We start from the raw sequence: 22,000 nt of genomic DNA, 5'->3' as shown, positions 1-22,000 counted from the left end.
GCGGCGGCCGCTTGAGTCGGCGCGGCTTCTACACGGCTGCCGCGAAACCGCGGCTCTCCCCCGTCCGGAACACCGACACCGTCTGCTTCATCCTGCGCGCCTGCGTCTCGAGCGATTGCGCGGCCGCCGCGGCCTGTTCGACGAGCGCCGCGTTCTGCTGCGTGGTCTCGTCCATCTGCGTGACGGCCTGGCCGACCTGGTGAATGCTGCGGTTCTGCTCTTCGGAGGCCGTTGCGATCTCGCTGACGATATCCGAGACGCGATGAATCGCGGCCTTGATATCCGACATCGTTGTGCTGACTTCGGCTGCCTGCTGCGTGCCGCCTTCGATGATCGCGACCGACGTCGTGATCATCTCCTTGATCTCCTTGGCCGCGCTCGCCGAGCGCTGCGCGAGGTTGCGCACCTCGCTCGCGACCACCGCGAAACCGCGCCCCTGCTCGCCCGCGCGCGCGGCCTCGACCGCCGCGTTCAACGCGAGAATATTGGTTTGGAACGCGATGCCCTCGATCACGCCGGTGATCTCCGAGATCTTCGTCGAACTGCCGCTGATATCACCGATGGTGCGCACCATGCCCTCGACGGCAGTGTTGCCGGTGTTGGCGACCTGTGCCGCCTCAGTCGCGAGCGCGCTCGCGTTGCGCGCGTTGTCGCTGTTGCGGCTGACGGTCTGCGTCAACTCCGACATGCTCGCTGCGGTCTCTTCGAGCGAAGCGGCCTGCTCTTCGGTGCGAGCGGACAGATCGATGTTGCCGCTCGCGATCTGCTGCGAAGCGATGCTGACCGACTCGGCGCTTTCGCGGATCGAACCGATCGTCGCCGCGAGACGCTCCTGCATGTGCGTGACCGCGCGCAAGATGCTGCCGTCGTCGGCGGCGCCGGTGTGCAGTCGCTGGCTCAAGTCGCCGCCCGCGATCTGCTCGACGACCTTCGCGACTTCGGCCGGTTCGCCACCGATCTGCCGCACGACCGCGCGCGTCACCAGCAGCCCCAGGCCGATCGCAACCGCGACGCCGACGACCGCGCAGCTCGCGATCCACCAGGTCACCGAGCGAACCATCTCGACGCCGTTCGCGACACGCTGTCTGGCCAACTCATCCCGCACGTCGGACAGCTTGATCATCAGCGTGCGCAGCTTGACGTGCAGGGGGTCGGTGGTCGATTTGAGCTCGGCGAGCGCGCCGGTCTGATCGCCCTGATCGGCCAGCGCCATCACCTTCGCGACCGAACTCATATAGGCCGGATAGGCGGCGTCGAAGTCGCTCAGCAATTGCTTCTGCGCGTCGGTGGTCGCATGCTTGCGCTCGTAGTCGAATGCCGACAGGATCGCCGCTTCACCGCCGTGATTCAGGCGCACCGTATCAGCGCGGCCTGCCGGCTCCGGATTCAGAATGTACGAATAGAGGCGCCGGAAGTGCGAAGCCGCCTGCCACGCGGCGGTGCCGTCGTCGCGCACAGGCACGAATTCGCGGTCGTACATTTCGGTTTGCATCGTCGCGACTTCGCGCACCTTCAGCACACCGACGGTGCCGACGATGGCCGTCACGAACGCGCACAGCATCAACGAGCCGACAAGCTTCTGGCTCAGTTTCAGATTGGAAAGCCACTGCATCTTGGGAAAATCTCTTGATCGGGATGGGAAGCGCCGGGTTCGTGCCGGCTTGCGGGTGCGCAAGCGCGCGGTGTTGGGCTGTATTTGCGTTAACGGCAGGCGCAGACACAGTCTGAAGGCTCGCGCCGTTCGAACCGCAGAAGCGAAAAGACGGGTCGGCTGCTCGTGCGCGCGAACCATACCTCTGCCCAAACGGCTCAAAAGCCTGTAAAATCGCGAGTTCTGCGGGCGTCGTATAATGGTAATACCCTAGCTTCCCAAGCTAGAGCCGTGGGTTCGATTCCCATCGCCCGCTCCACTTTCCCGCTGAGTGTTCAGCGGAATCCAGCAAGAGCCGCCTCCCTGAAGGCGGCTTTTTTGTAGTGGCAACGGCCCGGCACAGCGCGCAAGCCGCGCAGCCCTAACCCTTGCAGTAGCATCGACGATGATCCACGATCCAAACGACTCCGGTCTCCCGGACGACTCCCCGACCCCCACGAGCGCAGCCGACCAGCCCGCCGGCAACGAGACGAACGACGTCGACGGCACGCCGGGTGCAACGCCGGCAGATACGCTTCATCACCGCCGCATCCGCAGCTTCGTCACGCGCGCGGGTCGCGTGTCGACCGGCCAGCGCCGCGCGCTCGATGAGTTCGGCCCGCGCTTCGTCGTGCCCTATGCGCCACAACAACCCGACTGGACCGGCGTGTTCGGCCGCGAAGCGCCGCGCGTGCTGGAGATCGGCTTCGGCATGGGCGCCACCACCGCGGAGATCGCCGCGCACCGTCCCGCCGACGACTTCCTGGGCGTCGAAGTCCACGAGCCCGGCGTCGGCGCGTTGCTGAAGTTGATCGGCGAGCAGTCGCTGACGAACATCCGCATCATCCAGCACGACGCGGTCGAAGTGCTCGAGCACATGATCGCGCCCGACAGCCTCGACGGCGTGCACATCTTTTTCCCCGACCCGTGGCACAAGGCGCGCCATCACAAGCGCCGGCTGATCCAGCCGAAGTTCGTCGCGCTGCTCGTGTCGCGTCTGAAGCCGGATGCGTATCTGCATTGCGCGACCGACTGGCAGAACTACGCCGAACAGATGCTTGAAGTGCTCGGCGCCGATCCGCGGCTCGAAAATACCGCCGACACCTACGCGCCGCGGCCCGACTATCGTCCGGTGACGAAGTTCGAGCGGCGCGGCCTGCGGCTCGGACACGGCGTGTGGGATCTCGTGTTCCGCAAGCGCAGCGCCGCGTAACGCGACGGGACGGCAAGCCAACGAAAAAAAGGTCCGCATACGCGGACCTTTTTTCATCGCACGGCAAATCTCAATCGGCCCAGCTCAACCCGCCGCTATAACCGATCAGCAGGATCAGCAGGCCAAAGCCGATCCGATACCACGCGAACACCGTGAAGTCGTGCGACGCGACATAGCGCAGCAGCCAGCGGATGCAGACGAACGCACTGACGAACGCGGCCGCGAAGCCGAGCGCGAAGCTGCCGAGCGCATCGGTGGTGAGCAGGTGCCAGTCCTTGTACAGCTCGTAGGCCGTCGCGCCGAAGATGATCGGAATCGCGAGAAAGAATGAAAACTCGGTCGCGGCGCGGCGCTCGATGCCGAACAGCATGCCGCCGATGATCGTCGAGCCCGAGCGCGAGGTCCCCGGAATCAGCGCGAAGCACTGCGCAAGGCCGACTTTCAACGCATCGAGCGGGCTCAGATCGTCGATGCTGCGCACCCGCACCGCCGCGTCGCCGCGCGCGCGCTGGCGCGCCTCCGCCCACAGGATCACGACGCCGCCCGCGACCAGCGCAAACGCGACCGGCACCGGTGAAAACAGCGCCTCCTTGATCGACTTCTCGAACAGCAGGCCGAGCACGACTGCCGGAATCGTCGCAATGATCACGTTCAGCGCGAAGCGGCGCGCCTCGGGCTGGCTCGGCAGCCCCACGATCACGTTGCCGATGCGGCGGCGAAACTCCCAGCACACAGCGAGAATCGCGCCGAGCTGGATCACGACATCGAAGGTCTTCGCGTGCTCGTCGGAGAAATCCAGCAGACTGCCGACGACGATCAGATGCCCGGTGCTCGACACCGGCAGGAACTCCGTCAAACCCTCGACCACGCCGAGAATCAGCGCCTTGCAAGCCAGTAGCCAGTCCATCCGTGCCCCTTATCGCGGTAGGTTACTGCAACGAAATGGGGCCGCACGGTCATGACTGGCATGCGCGGCCCTCGTGGCCGCGCATGCCAGTCATCTTTCGACGATCTGCACGCGTATGCCGTTTGTAAGGATGGTGATTGTACCGGGTTCGTAGTTGGCGCCGGCAAATTGCAGCTGCTCGGGCTTGAACGTGTAGATCGGATAGTTGGTCAGCAATTGGGTCGCGAGCAGCGCCGCGGCCGCGTTGATCTGCTGCGTGTACATCTGCGCCTCGCCGCTCACACTGACGTTGTCGACACTCGGCGATTTGAGGATCACCGAACGGCTCGCCGCGTCGTATGCAAGTTCACTCGACAGCGTGAACACGCCATCGACCGGCTGCTGCAGGAACGGACTCGCGAAACGCGCGTCGAGCTTCACCTGCACGCGGTTCGCATCGGGCAGCATGCCCACCACCGGATTGCTCAGCGCGACGTCGAACACCTGCGACACCGTGCGCTGATACGGGAACTTGCGCTGCACGGCCTCCTGCACCTGCTTCTGCGAGAACGTGTAGTGCGACGGCATGAACGGAAACGTCGGGCTCGCGCAAGCCGCGAGCGACACAGTGATGCCAAGCACGCTGCAGCCGGTCAGCGCAGCGCGCAGAAAGCGGCGCCGGGCCGGCGCTGCGGGTCGAGTCATGCGAAATCTCCTGTGGAAGCCCTTGCGGACATCGGCTTGCGTTGACGGGTGTGGTCAGCGACGGCGTTTACCGCATGCCGCGCGTCATGGATGGGATGCCGGTTGTGTTTGCGCCTCGAGTCGCGTGAGCCACGCGAGCGCTTCGCCGCGATTCGCGCCACACATCTCGAGTTGCGGCTGCAGACCCGAGCAGCACGCGGGCCGCTCCGGCCGCCCGAAGATCGCGCAGCGCAGATCGTCACCGAGTTGCACGCAGCGAACGCCCGCCGGCTTGCCGTTCGGCATGCCTGGAATCGGGCTCGAAATCGACGGCGCGATACAGCACGCGCCGCAATCGGGACGGCACGCGTGAGCGTCCATCCGTGCACTGTTCAACCTTTGATCCACGTCATCTTTCCTGAACTCAAACCTTGGCAACGTGTTGCCAGACCCGCATTGTGCCACTGCCTGTCCGCGCGACCTCTTTACACAATCGGGTCCCGCGGGCACGCACGTAAGCTCAAAGCTGCTGACTGACCATGACACGCGGCACGCTGCGAGAGCCGCCCACCGTCCGATACCGCTCATGTCCCAAACCGACACCCTGTTCCGCCCCGACCTGCTCGCGCGCTACAGCGCGAATGGTCCCCGGTATACGTCCTATCCGACCGCGCCGCAGTTCCGCGAATCGTTCGACACCGCCGACTATCACCGCGCGGCCGCCGACCCGAGTTCCGCGTCGACCGATCTGTCTCTGTACTTCCACATTCCGTTTTGCGACACCGTGTGCTTCTACTGCGGCTGCAACAAGGTCGTGACGAAAAATCGCGCGCATGCGCGGCCATACCTTGAGCGGCTCAAACACGAAATCGGTTTGCAGGCGGCGTGTTTCGATACACAGCGGCCCGTATCGCAATTGCATTGGGGCGGCGGCACGCCGACGTTTTTGTCGCATGACGAGATGGCCGAGCTGATGGCCGCGACGCGCGAGCACTTCAAACTTCTGCCCGACGATCTAGCCGAATATTCGATCGAGGTCGATCCGCGCGAGGCGTCGCCCGACACGGTCGCGCTTCTGCGCCGCCTCGGCTTCAACCGGCTGAGCCTGGGCGTGCAGGACTTCGATCCGCGCCTGCAGCAGGCGATCAATCGCATCCAGCCGTTCGAGATGACCGCATCGGTGATGCAGGCGGCGCGCACGTACGGTTTTCATTCGATCGGCGTCGATCTGATTTACGGGCTGCCGCATCAAACCGTCGCGAGCTTCAGCCGCACGCTCGACATGATGCTCAAACTGGCACCGGACCGGCTGTCGGTGTTCGCGTATGCGCACATGCCGCGGCTCTTCAAGATGCAGCGCCAGATGGATCCCGCGACGCTGCCGTCGAGCGAGGAGCGGCTGGCCCTGCTGCAACGGGTCGTCGAACGGTTGACTGAGGCGGGTTATGTGTACATCGGCATGGATCACTTCGCGCTGCCCACCGATGAGCTCGCTCGCGCACAGGCGCAGCGCACGCTGCATCGCAATTTCCAGGGCTATAGCACGCGGGCCGAGTGCGATCTGATCGGTTTTGGCGCCTCGTCGATCGGCAAGGTCGGCGACGTGTACGCGCAGAACGCGCGAGAGCTGCCCCCTTACACCGACTCGATCGATGCGGGCCGGCTCGCGATCGCGCGCGGCATCCGCCTGTCCGCCGACGACCGTCTGCGGCGCGACGTGATCACGCAGCTGATGTGCAACCTCGAACTGCGCTTCGACGAATTCGAAGCGGCGTACGGCATCCACTTCGCCGACACGTTCGCGCCGGAACTCGCGCGTCTGCGTTCATTCGAGGACAACGGGCTGATCTTGCTCGGCGCACGCAAGCTCGAAGTGCGAAGGGCCGGCCGCATGCTCGTGCGCAATCTCGCGATGGTATTTGACCGCTATCTGGGCGAGCAGACGCTCACACGATTCTCGCGCACGGTCTGAGCACCACTCGCCGCGAACGCGCTGTGGCGGGTGAAGGCAATCGACTTGCCGGTCTACCGATTTTCGGCCATAATCTGCGTCTTCCTCGCGCGCTGAACTCCCGATGCGCGCGCTGCAGTATCTGCCCAGGTGGTGAAATTGGTAGACGCAGGGGACTCAAAATCCCCCGCCGCAAGGCGTGCCGGTTCGATTCCGGCCCTGGGCACCAACAGTTGTGCCGGCAAGAGCCGAAGTATTCCAAGAAACCCCGTAAGATCAAGGTCTTACGGGGTTTTTTTATTCTTCGGCGAACCGGATTGACCCGTCGACAGCCGGTGGTATCGGGTGGCATTTTTTGTGGTATCCGCCTCGTTTCTGAGCTTCTCCGACAGGAGATACCACCATGCCGCTGACCGACGCCCAGGTTAGGAACACTCGCTATAACCCTGCGGGAACCGGCAATCGCCTTGCGGATGGCGGCCGCATGTATCTTCAGCTCGCCAAGTTCGGCGCGAAATACTGTCAGCGCGCCGCCATGAACTGCCAGTCGCGAACGACCGGTGAGACTGAACGTCGGTAGCGACCGGCCATTCGCGCCTTCGCGCTGACACATGCAAAACGTCGATCCGCAAGTGGTTTCCTTCAGTCCGTCGCCATGCAGACGGACCAAAGCATTGGACGGTGCCAGATGGGCCAGAAGACGCAGCAGACTCAATCTAGAGAGTGCTGGAACCGAGCAGCCTGAAAAGAACCCGTGGATCGAAGGGTTTCTCGCACCGGGGGCAGCCGGCATAGGCAGGATCGAGCGCCTCCGCGCCATAGCCGGTTGTAAAGACAAAGTCCACGCTATTCTCGGTCAGCCAGTCCGCGATCGCGTACGACTTCTGTCCGTGCAGATTAACGTCAAGCACCACGCCATTAAAGGCGTCCCTATTGGACTGGATGTATGCCAGCGCCTCGTCCGCAAAGCCGATCGGGCCCACAGCCGTTGCACCGGCCTCTTCGATCAGGCCACAAAGCGCTTGTGCAACGACGAAGTCGTCTTCGACAACCAGTATCCGGCGTCCCTGAAGTTCTGTACCCTGTCCCATCAGTTTTCCTCAGGTCTGGTCGGCAGCATTGGAACGTTTTCGCTCAAACGGCATTTCGATCCGGCACCAAATCCCATCGTCACAAAAGAGCAGTTCTGCCTTCGCCCGCAAGGAGTAAGACAGCGCCTGTTCGATCAACTGCCGTCCGTACCCGCGTTTCGAAGGGTCGGGCGGGACGGCCAGACCGCTTTCCCGCCAATCCATCAGAAGCAATGACTGGTCCTGCTGTATGTCTTCCACACGCCAGCGGATATCCAGCCGCCCCTGACGGTCTTTTAGCGCTCCGTATTTCAACGCGTTCGTTGCGAGTTCGTGTATGGCCAGCATGATGTTCTGAACATATTCGAGGCCGAGGGGAACTTTCGGGCCGGTCATGGCAATGTTGTCAGCGTCGACACCGGCGATCGTCTCCACCTCCATGCGTACGATGTCACCCAGATCGACATGCTCGCCCGCCGCTTTTCCGAGAATCCCCTGCAGACGCCCGAGGGCACGCAATCGCGAGGTAAATGCTTCAAGCGGCGGCTCCTTCCGCAAGGTCTGACGCGCGATTGACTCAACGAGTGCGAGAAGATTGCGCGTGCGATGCTGGAGTTCCGCAATGAGCACCTTCTGGCGCGCCTCGGCGTGGGTGAGGCCGGTAATATTCAGGAACGTGACCACCACACCTTCCGCCCGCCGGTCGCCATTCCGGTAGGGCGCGAGACGGACCAGATAATTGATCGCCTGGTCGCTGCTATCGATACGACGCTCGATCACTTCGCCTTCAGTCACCGTGCGCGCGATATCGCTGGCAAGCTCCGGCATATTCAGCGGACTTGCCAGGTCGGTGATGGGCCGTCCCCGGTCGGCCGGACGGATATTGAATACGTCCGTCATGGCTGGCGTGAAGCTGCGAATCACGAGATGCCGGTCCAGAAAAACCGTGGCGACCGCCGTGCTCTCGAACAGGTTTTGCAGATCGCTGTTTGCGCGATCGAGCGCTTCGATCTTCCCGTTCAGTTCGCTATTGACGGTGTGCAGTTCCTCGTTGAGCGAGACCAGTTCCTCCTTCGACGCTTCCAGCTCTTCGTTGGTCGACTGCATCTCCTCATTGACCGAAACAAGTTCCTCGTTCGACGACTTGAGTTCCTCCAGTGCGGTCTCGTATTCCTCGATCACGGATTGCAGGCGCTCGCGTGTGTCGCGGAGTTCCCGTTCCATCTGCACCGTCGTGCCGTCGTGCGCAGCGTGAGCACGACTTAATGCTTCTTCGCGGCTCAGGACCGCCCCCTGATCAATGAACAGAATCAGAAAGAGCGGCTCAACGCCGGGCCGGCTGTTGAGCGGCTCGACCGTCACAGTGACCATCTGCACGCGTCCATCGTCTTCCTCGACCGGTATGCCTTCCTGTGTCACCGAGCGCCCGGATTCGACCGCTTCGCGGAACACCGTTCGTAGTTCGAGGCGAATGCCCTTGCGCGCCATGGTGAATATCTGACGCGAGGGAATGCCGGCGGGCGGTTCGAGATATTTGCCGGTCCGCGCTGAATAGTAGGCAACATCACCGTCGCGATTGACCAGCACGTGAGGCGGCGAAAAGCGCTCTAGCACCTGAGCATCGACCATCTCGCGCAGCGCAACACCGCCAACTTCCGTGCGCCGCGCCGTCAGCTCGCCCGCGCGACCGGTCCGCATCGACGAGACCATCAGCGGGAGTCGAACGTGCGGTGCGGGCACCGACCGGCGACGGAAGATGCGATGTTTTTTCTCGACCGGTGCAAACAGATCGTCGAACTGACTGACGCTTTCCGATGTGCCAAGAAACAGGTAGCCGTCGGGACGCAACGCATAGTGGAACGTCGGAATGACCTGTCCCTGAACATCCTGGCCGAAATAGATCAGCAGGTTACGGCAGGAGACCAGGTCGATCCGAGAAAAAGGCGGGTCGCGAATCACACTGTGCGGCGAGAAGATGCACAGGTCGCGCACCTCTTTGGCCACCACATAACTCGCGCCGTCGGGAATGAAAAAGCGTTTCCGGCGCTCGGGGGACACACCATCGAGCAACTGGCCAGGATATTTGGCTGCGCGCGCAACTGCAAGTGCATGTTCGTCAATATCGCTGGCAAAGATCTGCACCCGGGGCACGCTCGCAAGCTTATCCATGTGTTCGCGCAGCAGGATACCCAGCGAGTAGACCTCTTCCCCGGTCGCGCAACCGGGGACCCAGACGCGCACCACATCGTCCACTCCGCGCTCCTCGAAAAGCCGTGGTATGACGGTATTCGCGAGCTCTTCGAACGCTTCCGCGTCGCGAAAAAAATTGGTCACGTTGATGAGAAGATCGCGGAACAGTGCGCCGACTTCCTGCGAATCGCGCCGCAGGTGTTCGACATAGGCATCGACTGACTCGGCATGGATTACCTGCATGCGCCGCTGCACGCGGCGCATGAAAGTCCTGGTCTTGTAGCCACTGAAGTCGTGACCGAGCTGGCCGCGCAGGATGCCGCAAATCTCCTTTCGCGCGTCATCGATCTGTTGCTGCTCCGCCGCGTTTTTGGCCTTGAAGGCAATATCGTCCAGCACATAGGTGCTACGGGCGAATTCAGCGAGTTTCGGCCCCATCTGTTCAACGGGGATGGCAAAGTCGATGAGCCCCGTGGCGATCGCACTCTCGGGCATGCTTGCGTGCTGCGGCCCGAATCCGTCCGCGATCTGCGCCATGGTGAGACCGCCGTGCTCCTTGACTGCCTTGACCCCGAGCGCGCCATCGGAGTCGCCACCGGACAAGACGATGCCCACCGCCAGTTCGCCCTGGTCATTTGCCAGTTCGCTGAAAAAGATGTCAATGGGCTTGCGCTCGCGCCGGCTTGTACTCTGCACGTGAACCCGGAGATGGCCGTTCCCAATCCCGAGGACCACATTGGACGGCGCCACGTAGACGCTGTTTATCTCCACCGGCATACCGTCGGCCGCGACCTGTACCGGTAGCGCCGTATATCGCGCCATGATCTCGTGCAGCAGGCTCTCACGCTCCGGGCCGAGATGCGTCACGACGACAAGAGCGACGCCGGGCTCGGCGGGCATCCCGCGAAAGAAACCGTCTAGCGCCTCTATTCCCCCGGCCGAGGCGCCGACGCCGGCAACCGGGAACCGCGATGCATCGTTCACAAATCTCTCCCACGCGTTTGCGTCAACAGTTCGCGGTCGTCATCTCGAGTGGCTGAGGCCGGGGTGCGATTGGTCGGCGCAACGGTATTCTGGGTGGACGGTCCCCGGTTCGACAACTATGACTCCAGCAGGCGAAGCGCCTCCCGCACCACCTCGCTCGCCGTGCGGTAACGGCCCGACGGTACTACCTTGTCGTACCCGAGTCTACGGGCGCGCTAACTTCAGATTTTGTCTCACGCAGTGTTCGGCCAGGTGCACCTCGCCGCTGTGATCATGCGAGGTTGATCGTGAAGTTAGGTGATGCCCGAACGCCCGGACACGGGGGAACGGCTGCTTCGGGCGAAACCTGGGACGTTGGCACGAATTTGCCGACCGGAGTAACGGGTCGACTGCCTCGTCTTCAGTAGCGCCCGTGCGCAACGGACATTACTCCTCGTAGGCTGCCATCACCAGCCACATATCGTGCTGACCGTCCCGGATTTCCGCCGCCAGGGCGTAAGGATCACAGGGGTCGCACGTCTGCTCCAGTTGGGTCTGCGCTGCTTGTCCATCGCTGAACGGCCCGGCAGACAACGGACGGACTTCCTGTTTGCCTTCGAACATCGACCGGTCCGTGCGATAAACAAGCGGTTGGCGCTTCCAGTCGTTGAAACAGTCCCTGACGTGCTGGAAATCACCACCGCAGATATTGACCTGATAGTGGATCGCAGACTCCATGATTGAATCTCCTCAGTCCAGCCTCATCGGGAGCTGCGATGTTCCTGAGGGGCGGCTCCCGCCGGCTTCCTCTGCCAATTTGATACCCACTCACTTGCGGGCTAACGTGTGCGGGCTAACGTGTTTTCCGTTACTGGCTGGCGCCCGATGCTGCCGCCGGGCCGCTTGCGCCCATCGCTCCGGTCGCTGCGGGGTTAGTCATCGTGCCGCTACTGCCCGCCGCTGCGCCGCTGGTCTCGCTACTGTTGTCCGCCCGCTTGCATCCAGATGCGCTCATCGCCAGCAGCACGACCGACGCCGCAATTACAAAATGTCTCGCAGTTAGTTTCATCGCAGATTCCTCCTGCCCTGGCTGCAACCCGGCTTTCGGTGAACGGGATGCATGCGACCTGCGGGCCTGTTGCACTTCGACCGGTCATTGGAAGTAGCGCAAATTGCATGCCCCATACACTCGCGCGTCTCCACGAGCGGGCGCTGCAGGCGGATTTAGCGGAAGTGGTGCCGGTCGGGCTTGCGGAGAAAGGCACGCCTAAAATTACAACGCTACGTAAATCTCCCACGTGTCATGCGGATTCGCCGGTACCGCAGTGCAAGGCTGTCGGATGGAGAAAGACACTGCAGGATGCGTATGCAAATAATCGCGGATCGGATCGCTGTCGAGAGAATCGTGACGCCCATGCAGCAGCACGGGCGTGCGCGATACGACCGGCAACTATCATCAGCATTCTCGCGCTGCTGATGATGGGACGATACTTATTCCCATGCCAATGGTGACGCGGCGTTCTCGACCTGATACGCCACAGCCCGGACACCACTTACTGCCTCTGGAGCCCGACCATGTATGCGATGCATTATGAAATCACCTTGCCCGCCGACTACGATATGCAGATCATCCGAAATCGCGTCGCGGACCGCGGGCACATGACCGACACGTTCGCTGGCCTTGGTCTCAAGGCTTACCTGATCCGCGAGCGCGACAAGGCAGGTGCGACGCTCAACCAGTATTCGCCGTTCTACTTGTGGAATGACACCGCTGGTATGAACCGTTTTCTGTGGCAAGGAGGCGGTTTCCAAGGCATCGTCGAATCGTTCGGACGGCCCGTCGTGCTGACATGGTCAGGCCTCTTGTGCCAGCGCGGACCGGCGTCCGGCGCATTGCCTTGCGCGGCGACGCGGGAGCGAGTGGTCGTTCCTCGCGAAGCCGATCTCGCGCAGGCCGCGCGAGATGCGGTCGCTGAAGTCGAGCGTATCGCCAGGCATAGTAGTGTGATCGCCAGTGCCTGTGCGATTGATCCGCGCTCCTGGGAGCGTGTCACCTTCACGCTTTGGGCCGACACACCAGAAGCAGTTGCCCCAGGCGAACGCTACGAAGTGCTGCACTTGTCGCGCCCAGGCTTCGATGAACTGGCGCCGTCAACAGAATAGATAGCAAATGCGCTGTGCGACCGCATTGCAACCGCATCGGCATCAACCAGCCTTCGGCTCTAACCCACTGCCGCGTCACCGACTGCGTTACCCACCCACTTCAATCCCCATAGCCGCCCAGGTGCACTCCGCGGTTTCCTCCCTCGAGCGTTGTCCGACGAACGATGTGGGAGGCCAGAACCGGTCGCTCGCCGGACACATTCAACTGCCGTTTTCGGCGAAAAAACGAACGGTCCGGACCAACACACATATCGCGGAGAAAGGCAGTTCCTGGGTCCCGACGAATGTCGAACCGGGCGCTTCAACTCGCACATGCGCCGGCTTCCGCCCATCCCGCTCATCCAGCGACGCGCGTGGGCAGAAAAACTCAAACCCTCGGCGAGCAGGAAATTCGATCGCCGCGAGGTGGAAGAATTCCAGCGTGCTCAAAGATCAAAACCTGACCTTCACCCCAACTTCGGCGCCCACCGCATGCCCGCCTCCGGTGAACTGACCTTGCACGCTTCCATACACGGACGTGCTTTTCGACACCTGAGCGTCCAGTCCTGCGTCAAGCTTTCCTCCCGGACCGTGAACACTCACTTCGAATGGCACATATCCGTCCGCCGACGAAAAGCCCGTCACCGGATGTCCGAGGAATTCGTTGATGAAGCTCGCCCGCACCCATGCGGTGGCCTTGCGCGCCGGTGCGGTGGCTGTGCCGGGTGCAAACTCCCAGGTTCGGGACAAGCGCACGCCTAGCCGGCCCGTCAGACTTTCGACGTCGCTGAAATTCACGTTTGCCGCGTTGTCGTGCGTCGCGTTCAGATGAATGGTCTGGTACACGAGCTGCGCCTGCAGCTCGATCACGACGCCGTTGCCGACCGCAATCGGATAGCCTCCTTCGACCGAAGCGCCAAGGCCAGTGCCCTCCGAATCCAGGTGGCCTGTGGGTCCGTCTGCCTTGACGTTGTATCGCGTGCCCTGGATGACGTTGTCGACGTACCAGCCGGTCGGGCCGAAGTGCGTCCAGTAAACGCCGACGGTTGCACCGCTAATCCGGTCATTGCCTGCGTCGCTGCCGTCGAAGTGGTCGACGTCGCCATCGATCTCGCCGTATGCGACGTAGAGGCCAGCGTGGTCCGCAGTGTTATCCGGCTGCTTCGATTGATAAACGTCCATGCCCGCCTGTGCCGCATACAGGCGGTAGTCATACGAGGGGCCGTCATTGCTATAGATGCCCGAAGCGCCGCCGTCCCGCGTGCCCGTGATACCGACGATGCGCCCCCAGCCGAGCGCATTGCGCTGCTTCGCATTGCCGCCGGAGGGCATGTCGGCCTGAGGTCCGATCTGGCCGCCCATACGCTCATGAAGCGAATCAAGCAGCACACCTCCGAAGCTCAGTGCCAGTGACGGAAGCGCCGCGTAAAGCGACGTCTCGGGCGCGATAGACTGGCACAGCCGACGCGCCGGGTGGCGACGACGTTGGCTGGCATCCGGCTACATCCGGAGCGGTTGCACAGTTGAGGATCGAGCGAAGAAACCAGTCGTCGCTCGAACCGACGGCAGCGCCGCCGCGATATAGCGAATATTCGTATGGTCCCGCGGCCACAGGCGTACCGAGCGAGAACGCGCTGGGCGAGGTCGTCGCGCCGTTGACGGCATCGACCACGAGAATGCCGTCACCGGTGGTTCTGGCGCCCGGTCCGCCAGCATTGTTCACCAGCAGCGACGTGCCGCCGCTCGCCGCGGCTGCCTTGGCCAGGGCCCCGTTAGCCTTCGCCGACTGCTTCGCCGCGACGATGGCCGGTGACGCCGCTGCGCCGGTGGCCGTGCCACCGTCAATGACGAGACGGTCCGTCGGAGAGCCATCGCTTCCAAGGTAAGTATTGAGCGCAAGCGCACCGCCATCGCCGATGTAGTTGCCGGCCACGCGCAGCGTCGTCCCGGGCGCACCGCCGAAGCGAACCAGCCCGGCGTTCGCCAGCCCCGCAACTGTCTCGTCGAAACCGTTCAAGTCGAGGGCCGCGCGGGGATCAATACCCACCACTGAACCGGGACTCAGCGTATTCGTCGCGCCCGCGCGCAATGTGCCAGCTACGACGAAGGTCGGGCCCGTGTAGGTGTTGCTGCCGGTCATCACGGTCACGCCAGGGCCGATCTGCTGGACCGCGCCGCTTCCCCATATATTGCCGCCATACGTGTAGGTGTCGGACCGGTTGAACGCCAGCACGCCATCGTCGATCACGTTGCCGGCGATGCTGCCTGCCGTGCCGCCGTTGCCGAGCTGCAAGGTACCCGCCTTAATCTCCGTGCGGTTCGTATAGCTGTTGTCGGCGGCGAATACCAGCGTGCCTGGACCAGCCTTTGTCAGAACGCCGGTCCCGCTGACGCCGCTGTCGAGCGTGAGCGTCGTTCCCGCGATGGGCTCGAACGTACCACCGTCGTCGCCAAGAGTGGTCGCGCGCGCGGTGGCGAAGGTCCCGGTGGTTCGCAAGGTACCGCCGTTGAAGCCGAGCGTGCCGCTGCTTGCGCCGAGGTTGCTGTCGGACCGGACCTGCAACACGCCGCCGTTCATCTGCGTGCCGCCCGTATAGGCGTTCGCGCCGTCCATCACCAGCGTGCCCAGGTCGCTCTTGACGAGCCGGGAGTTGCCGGCAAGGACCGAGTCGATCGTCGCAACGTAGCTGGCCCCAGGCGCGGTGCCGTCGCCGACCCGGATGATCGACTCGCCCGGCGTCGCCGCCGAACCGACCAGCGTGATCGGGCCGCCGGTCAGTACGTAACCGTTGACGGCGAACTGCATACCGGCGGCCTGTACTGCTCCCAGGCTGCCATCCACCGTCACCGTGCCCCCGGTCCCCGCGAAGATCGCGAAGGTGCTGTCGGCGAATGCGGCATTGGGCGCGCCCAGTTCATCAGTCCAATTGTTATTGCCACGGAAGTTCTGCCACGCGCCGTTGCCGCCTTGGATGGCATTGTCGTCCTTGGGTCCGGCAACGCCATCCCAGTAACTGAAGGTGAGGCCGGCGGTATTGATAAGGTTGACCTGATGAGCAATGGATGCCTGCACAAAAAAATCCGGCGACGGGATAGTGCCGATCGCTAGTCCATTGTTGGTCAGAGAACCCGCATAGCTGATGATGCGGTAGATGCCGGGATCGAACGTGCCGGCCTCGCTCGTCTGGACGTTGAGCGTTCCGGCAAGCGTCACGTTGCCCTGCACGACGGTCAGGTCGTTGAGGGCGCCGCCGACGACGTTGGCCTGCCCGAATCCGTAGTTGAGAATCGAGCCGCTGCTCAGATTCAGGTTGCCGTTGATCGTCAGCGTGCCCGGCGCGACACCGATCTGGCCCGGCGCCAACGCGCCACCATTGGCAATGGTGACGTTACCGCCGATGATGCCAGAGCCGCCTAGCGTGCTGCCGCTGGCCGCGGTCGTGATGCCGGTCGCGGCCGTCTGGTCGCCATCGACGTACAGCGCACCTGTCGCGACGTCGGTCGGCCCGCTGTAGCTGTTCGTTCCGAGCAGCACGGCCGCGCCGGTACCACGCTGCACGATGCCGCCCGAGCCCGACACGTTGCCGACGACCGGCAGCACATCGCTGTGCTCGATCGCCAGCGTGCCATCGTTGACGATGTCGCCGACGATGCTGCCGGAGTTGCCGCCGTTGCCCAGCTGCAGCGTGCCGGCGCTGATGGTCGTACCGCCCGCGTAGGTGCTGCCGCTGGTGAGAATCGCGGTGCCCGCGCCCTGTTTCAGCACCGAACCGCTGCCGGTGATCCGCCCATCGTAGGTGATGTCGTCTAGCCGGTTGAAGATCAATGAGCCGTTGTCAGTGACGTCGCCGACTATGCTGCCAGTCGTGCCACCGTTGCCGATCTGCAGCGCGCCGGCGCTAACTGTCGTCCCTCCCGTGTAGGTGTTGCTGTTGGTCAGCACCGTGGTGCCGGTCCCACGCTGACTGAGTGCGCCGGTGCCGGTCACCGAGCCGCCAAAGGTGACTGTGTCCGAGCGATTGAACGCAAGCGTGCCGTTGTCGGTGACGTCGCCGACTATGCTGCCGGTCATGCCGCCGTTACCAAGCTGCAGCGTCCCGGCACTGACCGTTGTCCCTCCCGTGTAGGTGTTGCCGTTCGTCAGCACTGTGGTGCCGGTCCCCGCCTGATTGAGCAGGCCTGTTCCGGAGACGATGCCGTCGAAGCTGACGGAGTCGGAGCGGTTGAATACCAGCGCGCCGTTATCCGTCACGTTGCCGACGATGCTGCCGGTGGTGCCGCCGCTGCCCAGTTGCAGCGTGCCGCTGCTGACCGTCGTGCCGCCCGTGTAGGTGTCGTTGTTCGTCAGCACCGTGGTGCCCGTTCCGGCCTGATTGAGCAGCCCCGTCCCCGAGACGAGGCCGCCGAACGTCACGGTGTCGGCGCGGTTGAACACCAGCGTGCCGTTGTCGGCGACATCCCCGACGATACTGCCCAGGGTGCCGCCGTTGCCAGTTGCAGTTCGCGCTGGCACTCGCATTTGCATTCAGCAGCCTTGGCCTCGCGTTCAGCGACGAATCCGTAGCGCCGATGCTCGGCAAGTATAGCCGCCTGCGCCACTTCGTCCGTTACATGACCTTCCGCTTGCGCTTAGTTTCGACGCTCGGTGTCATGCTTGCATTCGCCGTCGGAGTCTGGGTCGGTATTGATCGGGCCGATGCGTATTTCACGCTGGCAGTCAGCGCTGTCCTCATCGTCGAGCCTGCGACACGGCCGTGTAGAGATCGTGGAACTTGTGGCCGATGGCGGCGTGCAGCCGGTTCCACGCCTGCCAGAACGTGACGGAGGTGTCCGGCTTGCGGTGCAGCAGACAAGTCGCCCGCACGAGGTGGTCCGAAACGCCGCTCGCGCGGTCCATGGCGCCGAGCTTCTGGTTCAGCACGCCAGCGAAGGCAAGCAGATTGTTACGCTGGTTCTGCAGGGCAACGCGCGTCGCACCGATGCGCGATGGATCCTCCGGTTCGCGCCGATGAAGTTCCTCGACGATGAAGTCGACATTTCTTATCGCTTTTGTGGGGCAGCGCACGAAATACATCGCGGGCCTATACATTTCCCTAAACTTTTCACGTCACAATCGTACGTAAAAGCAAACGAGAGAAAGGGCAACGGCAACGGCACCTTCGCTTTTTCTGGTTATTTAATAACCGGCAGCGGACACAAGCGCAGCTTGACTATCTGTCTCCCGCGGTTTTCACGCAGCGTTTCTACTTGAACAAGATCGCTGCCAAACCCGTTGGCGTCCACGGATTCCGACCGACCTCATTAGCTCTCATGCCATGAATCCACGCCATAACGCTACTACTGCGCCGCAACTCACCCGTCCTGCGCACGCGGCATACATCGACGGTTTGCGTGCGGTCGCAGTGTTGTCGGTCATCGTTTATCACCTGTACGCGCAGTGGTTACCCGGCGGGCTTGCAGGGGTCGACATCTTTTTCGTGGTTTCCGGGTTTGTTGTCAGCGCATCCGTTGGAAACCTCGAATCGATGCAGTTTTCGCGCTTCGTGTTCTATTTCTATTCGCGTCGAGTGCAGCGGATCGTGCCAGCGCTCGTGGTGTGCCTGCTGGTGACCGGCTTGTTTTCAGCACTGTTCATTCCAAACGCGTGGCTGAGCGATACCAACAAATACACCGGCTTCTTTGCTTTCTTTGGGTTGAGCAATGTGGTGCTCGCGTTCATCGGTGATGACTATTTTTCGCCACGCGCCGAATTCAACCCGTACCTGCATACCTGGTCGCTTGGGATAGAAGAGCAGTTTTATCTGATCTTTCCGTTGCTTTTCTTCATGTGGGTGAGCAAACGTCCGAGAAAGACGCTTTGCGTTGTTCTGTTCGCCGGCGGGCTCGCTCTGTCCGTGTTGAGCGCATGTTGGCTTTCGAGGCGAAATGAGGGGCTAAACTTTTACCTGATTCCAGGGCGTTTCTGGGAATTGGCATCCGGTATCCTGCTATACCAGTTCCTCGCGCTCGCGAAGCGCCCGCTCGGCGTGATCGACCGCAATGGGACGCTGGGTTCGATGGCGTTGCTCGTTGGTTCGCTGGTGCTGCTTGCGGCCGGTTTCAAGGTCTTGCGCCCGGAGCAGCTTCCTTTTCCGGGAGCGCTGCTGCCGGTTGCCGGCACGCTTGGCGTACTGTACGCGCTGCACGGAAGAGCGCCGCGGGATTGGCTGCACAGGCTGCTCATTTCACCAGCGGTGACTTTCGTCGGCAAGATCTCATATTCGCTTTATCTCTGGCACTGGCCTGTGATCGTGCTGCTGCGGTGGACGACGGGGATCGATGCGCCTGTCTGGCGCGTGCTTGCGGCCGTACTGAGCTTCGCGCTGGCGACAGCGTCCTGGTACTACGTCGAGAATCCTGTGCGGCGCTCGGCGGTCCTGAAAGGCATGCGGCGTCCCGCTCTCGTAGGTGCGGGCTTAGCTACGTTGACGTGCGGAGCGCTGTTGTGGGTCGGCATTCAGGCAGCCCAACTGAAACTGAATCTGTCGCTGAGCGTGGTGTCACAACGTGCCGACGACTGGTATCCGAGCCGCCCCCTTGAGCCCAGCAATGACGGATGTCTGGACACGTGGAATAGGACGAAGCTCAATGGGGGGCCCGTATGGACATATTCACGTGCGGGATGTTCGCTTCCGGCGACCTATCGCGGGCGCCTGTACGTGATCGGCGATTCGCACGCGATGGCCTACAACAGGATGTTGCGCGAATTCGCCCGGGATACTGGCGTGAAGGTCTTCGCGTACAACAATGGAGGCTGTCCGTTCATTGCTTTGCTGCCGCGCAAACAAGATGAGGTGGCGAGCTGTGCGCCGGAGACGGATGCGGCAATCGCTCAAATCGAGGCGCAGGTCAGGCCCGGTGACGTGGTCTTCCTGCCTTCGCTGCGGCTGCCACGTTTCTCCGACGAGTGGGCCCGCTTCGACGACTCGAGCGCCTGGGGCTACATGTTTGGTCCAGAGGCCGTGCAAAGCCGGGTAGACGGCGTGCGAGAGGCCATTCCAATCTTGCAGAAACTGGCAGCCAAAGGGGCGAAGGTCATCCTGGAGGGGCCGACACCCGAGTTTCGGAGCCAGCCGTTCCGATGTTCGGACTGGTTCAATCGCGACAATCCCATCTGTTCCGGCGGCGACCGCATCGCCCGTGCGGATCTGGAAGCCTTGCGGGCGCCGGTGCTCGAATCCTATGCGCACATCGTGCAGGCGGTCCCCGAAGTTAGCGTATGGGACCCGTTGCCACCACTGTGCCCAGATTCGGTCTGCTCAACGCACACCGCCGACGGCCGGCCGCTCGTCTTCGATGGCGATCACCTCAGCGGCTATGCGAACAGGCTTCTGTTGCCAAGCTTTAAGCAGCTCGTCAGCAAGCTTATGGAAGCGGGGTCCGCGAGCTGATGCGGGGCAGCAGATAGATGTCCTGCGTCTTGGGGGCAAGCTGGCGCATGCGCATATCGTCGCTCATGCGCTGGTGCAGCGGACTGACGTTTGACTGTGAGGAGGTCATGATTCGGCTCCGGCTGGAGAACGAGGCGGATTGCCTCATTCGCCAACATACGGAACCGCGATGCCGGCCTCTCTCTGACCACCGGCGTCTGACCGTAGCCCCTACCGCGCGAGCGGTTTAGTCCGTCGGCCATCAACGGGCATTCAGCTTAAACTCCAGCGTCTCCGCTTACAGGCATACATGAGTCATTGTCGTTAGCGCGCGACTGCACATCTGAAGAATCGAGTCTTATCTGGGCCAGAATCTTCGAAGTGTTCTCAATGTGCACGGGCCGTGGCGTTCTGATTCCGTACAGGCACATCACGCTGCCGCACAGCAGGAGCACCGCCGCGGTCACGATGGAAAGATGCATACCTTGCATAAATGCATCAGGACGGTATCGCGTACGAAAAACCCGAACACCGCCACCCCGAGCATGCCGCCTACCTGCCTCGCAGCGTTCAGTATTCCCGACGCGATGCCCGAGCGGGAAGCATCCACGGATGACAGCGTGACGTTTGTCATGGTTGGCACCATTAAGGCAATGCCGCTTGCGGCTATGAGCATTGGCACGACCAGCATCCAGTACGAGCCGTCTATGCGAACCGGCAACAGCAGCAGATAACCCGACGCGGCAATCAGCATGCCGGCAATCATGAGTGTCTTTGCGCCTATCCGGTTGAGCAGCCGGCCCGCCAGGATATTCACTGCCATCAGAACAACTGTCATCGGCAAAAACGCGAGGCCGGTCCGTTGGGCCAACAACTGCTGCTCTATCTGAAAGAAGAGACTAAAAACAAAGATCAAACCGTAGTAGGCAAAGTTCACGATGACGCCGGCGGCCGACGCCGCAGAGAACGTAGTCGTTCGAAACAGAGCCAATGGGAGCATGGGCTCTGTGCTGCATGACTCCAGCCGCAGAAAAGCCAGGGTGGCAGCAACCGAGAACAGTAGCGCGCCGTAGACCAACGGATGGTGCCATCCGAACCGGGCAGCTTCTGTGAGACACACGGTTAAAGCGACGAGCGCCAGAATCGCCGCCAGTTGGCCTGCAACATCAATGCTTCGGCTATGCGCTCGTGCGGCTGTCGCCGCATGACGGAGAGTCAGGGTCACGCCCGCGATGCCGATGGGCAGATTGATCAGAAAGATGCTGCGCCAGCCGATGTGAGTTACCAGCAGGCCGCCCAACACAGGTCCTGCGGCAAGTGCAATGCCTCCCGCTGCACCCCACCAGCCCACCGCGCGGCTTCTTTGCTCCGTCTCAGGGAATGCCTGGCGCAGCATGGCTAGCGAATTGGGCACCAGCAGCGCGGCGCCCATGCCCTGTACGACGCGTGCGGCCACAAGAACCGGCAACGAGTCAGCGAATCCACACGCAATCGATGCCACAGTAAAGACGGCGAATCCCGCATTGAAGATTCGCTTTGCGCCGAAGCGGTCGCCTAAATCGCCGGTAGTGAGAAGCAGCGACGCGAATGCCAGCGTGTACGCGTTGACCACCCATTGCAGCCCGGTCACGTCCGTGGCGAAGCGGCCTCGCAACGCATCGAGCGCGACGTTGACAACGCTGACATCAAGCAAAACGACGACAAAACCCAGTCCTGCGGCGGCGAGGGTGCCGCGTTGATCGCGGCTCATGGACGTGCTCATCTGGAATAAACCTTATCGGCTGAACGAGTCTCGATGTTAGGCATATCGGCTTTGTGCGAATATTCCACATAACTGCAAACCATCCTTGAGAAAATGCACA

At 62.3% G+C, this 22,000-nt stretch carries 16 protein-coding genes, 2 tRNA genes and 1 pseudogene; 7 read left to right on the top strand and 12 right to left on the bottom strand.

The window, feature by feature from the left end; genetic code table 11:
• Positions 1–28: 28 nt before the first annotated feature.
• Positions 29–1,612 carry a methyl-accepting chemotaxis protein gene (locus tag OKW44_RS33780; protein WP_018421533.1) on the bottom strand — a complete coding sequence of 528 codons (1,584 nt, stop codon included), beginning with the start codon at positions 1,610–1,612 and terminating at the stop codon, positions 29–31.
• A gap of 224 nt (positions 1,613–1,836) precedes the next feature.
• Here OKW44_RS33780 and OKW44_RS33775 point away from each other — a divergent pair.
• Positions 1,837–1,910 (top strand) — tRNA-Gly (locus OKW44_RS33775).
• 126 nt (positions 1,911–2,036) lie between these two features.
• A complete protein-coding gene (gene trmB / locus OKW44_RS33770) occupies positions 2,037–2,843 on the top strand; it encodes a tRNA (guanosine(46)-N7)-methyltransferase TrmB (RefSeq protein WP_018421534.1) in 807 nt (268 codons plus the stop codon).
• 70 nt (positions 2,844–2,913) lie between these two features.
• Here trmB and OKW44_RS33765 read toward each other — a convergent pair whose 3' ends face one another.
• From OKW44_RS33765 to OKW44_RS33755, 3 genes are all read right to left on the bottom strand, one after another.
• Entirely contained in the window at positions 2,914–3,750 is an 837-nt protein-coding gene (locus OKW44_RS33765) for an undecaprenyl-diphosphate phosphatase (protein ID WP_018421535.1), read from the bottom strand.
• 90 nt (positions 3,751–3,840) lie between these two features.
• Positions 3,841–4,434, bottom strand: a complete 594-nt coding sequence (locus OKW44_RS33760) for a DUF1439 domain-containing protein (protein WP_018421536.1) — start codon at positions 4,432–4,434, stop codon at positions 3,841–3,843.
• Between the two features lie 84 nt (positions 4,435–4,518).
• Positions 4,519–4,794: a YkgJ family cysteine cluster protein gene (locus OKW44_RS33755; protein ID WP_018421537.1), complete on the bottom strand. Its 276-nt coding sequence runs from the start codon at positions 4,792–4,794 to the stop codon at positions 4,519–4,521.
• A 205-nt stretch (positions 4,795–4,999) separates the two neighbouring features.
• Between OKW44_RS33755 and hemN the strand changes: the two genes are divergently transcribed.
• From hemN to OKW44_RS33740, 3 genes are all read left to right on the top strand, one after another.
• Positions 5,000–6,385: an oxygen-independent coproporphyrinogen III oxidase gene (gene hemN, locus OKW44_RS33750; protein ID WP_018421538.1), complete on the top strand. Its 1,386-nt coding sequence runs from the start codon at positions 5,000–5,002 to the stop codon at positions 6,383–6,385.
• A 123-nt stretch (positions 6,386–6,508) separates the two neighbouring features.
• A tRNA-Leu gene (locus tag OKW44_RS33745) sits at positions 6,509–6,593 on the top strand.
• A 174-nt stretch (positions 6,594–6,767) separates the two neighbouring features.
• A complete protein-coding gene (locus tag OKW44_RS33740; RefSeq protein WP_018421539.1) occupies positions 6,768–6,944 on the top strand; it encodes a hypothetical protein in 177 nt (58 codons plus the stop codon).
• A gap of 136 nt (positions 6,945–7,080) precedes the next feature.
• Here OKW44_RS33740 and OKW44_RS33735 read toward each other — a convergent pair whose 3' ends face one another.
• The 4 genes and pseudogenes from OKW44_RS33735 to OKW44_RS33720 all read right to left on the bottom strand — a co-directional run bounded on the left by OKW44_RS33735 (position 7,081) and on the right by OKW44_RS33720 (position 11,325).
• Positions 7,081–7,455: a response regulator gene (locus tag OKW44_RS33735; RefSeq protein ID WP_018421540.1), complete on the bottom strand. Its 375-nt coding sequence runs from the start codon at positions 7,453–7,455 to the stop codon at positions 7,081–7,083.
• 9 nt (positions 7,456–7,464) lie between these two features.
• Positions 7,465–10,608: a CheR family methyltransferase gene (locus OKW44_RS33730; protein WP_035471040.1), complete on the bottom strand. Its 3,144-nt coding sequence runs from the start codon at positions 10,606–10,608 to the stop codon at positions 7,465–7,467.
• Between the two features lie 116 nt (positions 10,609–10,724).
• Positions 10,725–10,793, bottom strand: a pseudogene (locus tag OKW44_RS33725) (type II toxin-antitoxin system ParD family antitoxin); the annotation flags it as partial.
• A 241-nt stretch (positions 10,794–11,034) separates the two neighbouring features.
• Positions 11,035–11,325, bottom strand: a complete 291-nt coding sequence (locus tag OKW44_RS33720; RefSeq protein WP_018421542.1) for a hypothetical protein — start codon at positions 11,323–11,325, stop codon at positions 11,035–11,037.
• A gap of 837 nt (positions 11,326–12,162) precedes the next feature.
• Here OKW44_RS33720 and OKW44_RS33715 point away from each other — a divergent pair.
• Positions 12,163–12,750 (top strand): DUF4865 family protein, encoded by a 588-nt coding sequence (locus tag OKW44_RS33715; protein WP_018421544.1) that lies wholly within the window; start codon positions 12,163–12,165, stop codon positions 12,748–12,750.
• 432 nt (positions 12,751–13,182) lie between these two features.
• Here the strand turns inward: OKW44_RS33715 and OKW44_RS33710 are convergent, their stop codons facing one another.
• The 3 genes from OKW44_RS33710 to OKW44_RS33700 form a co-directional block, all read right to left on the bottom strand.
• Complete coding sequence (locus tag OKW44_RS33710; RefSeq protein WP_429412279.1) at positions 13,183–14,118, bottom strand: autotransporter domain-containing protein; 936 nt, start codon at positions 14,116–14,118, stop codon at positions 13,183–13,185.
• Positions 14,108–17,242: an autotransporter-associated beta strand repeat-containing protein gene (locus OKW44_RS33705; RefSeq protein ID WP_429412277.1), complete on the bottom strand. Its 3,135-nt coding sequence runs from the start codon at positions 17,240–17,242 to the stop codon at positions 14,108–14,110. Before OKW44_RS33705 ends, OKW44_RS33710 begins: the two co-directional genes overlap by 11 nt.
• A gap of 216 nt (positions 17,243–17,458) precedes the next feature.
• Complete coding sequence (locus tag OKW44_RS33700; protein ID WP_018421546.1) at positions 17,459–17,803, bottom strand: hypothetical protein; 345 nt, start codon at positions 17,801–17,803, stop codon at positions 17,459–17,461.
• Between the two features lie 241 nt (positions 17,804–18,044).
• Here OKW44_RS33700 and OKW44_RS33695 point away from each other — a divergent pair, with 241 nt between their 5' ends.
• On the top strand, positions 18,045–20,159 hold the full coding sequence (locus OKW44_RS33695; protein ID WP_018421547.1) for an acyltransferase family protein: 2,115 nt from the start codon (positions 18,045–18,047) through the stop codon (positions 20,157–20,159).
• 442 nt (positions 20,160–20,601) lie between these two features.
• On the opposite strand, the gene OKW44_RS33690 is transcribed toward OKW44_RS33695, so the two are convergent.
• The gene (locus tag OKW44_RS33690) at positions 20,602–21,888 is read right to left on the bottom strand and encodes an MFS transporter (protein WP_239499140.1); all 1,287 of its coding nucleotides are present in this window, start codon (positions 21,886–21,888) and stop codon (positions 20,602–20,604) included.
• Positions 21,889–22,000: the final 112 nt, after the last annotated feature.

It is taken from the genome of Paraburkholderia lebeckiae, from assembly GCF_050436325.1.
GTDB classification, from domain to species: Bacteria; Pseudomonadota; Gammaproteobacteria; order Burkholderiales; family Burkholderiaceae; genus Paraburkholderia; species Paraburkholderia tuberum.
This window is presented reverse-complemented; position numbering and strand designations above follow the sequence as displayed.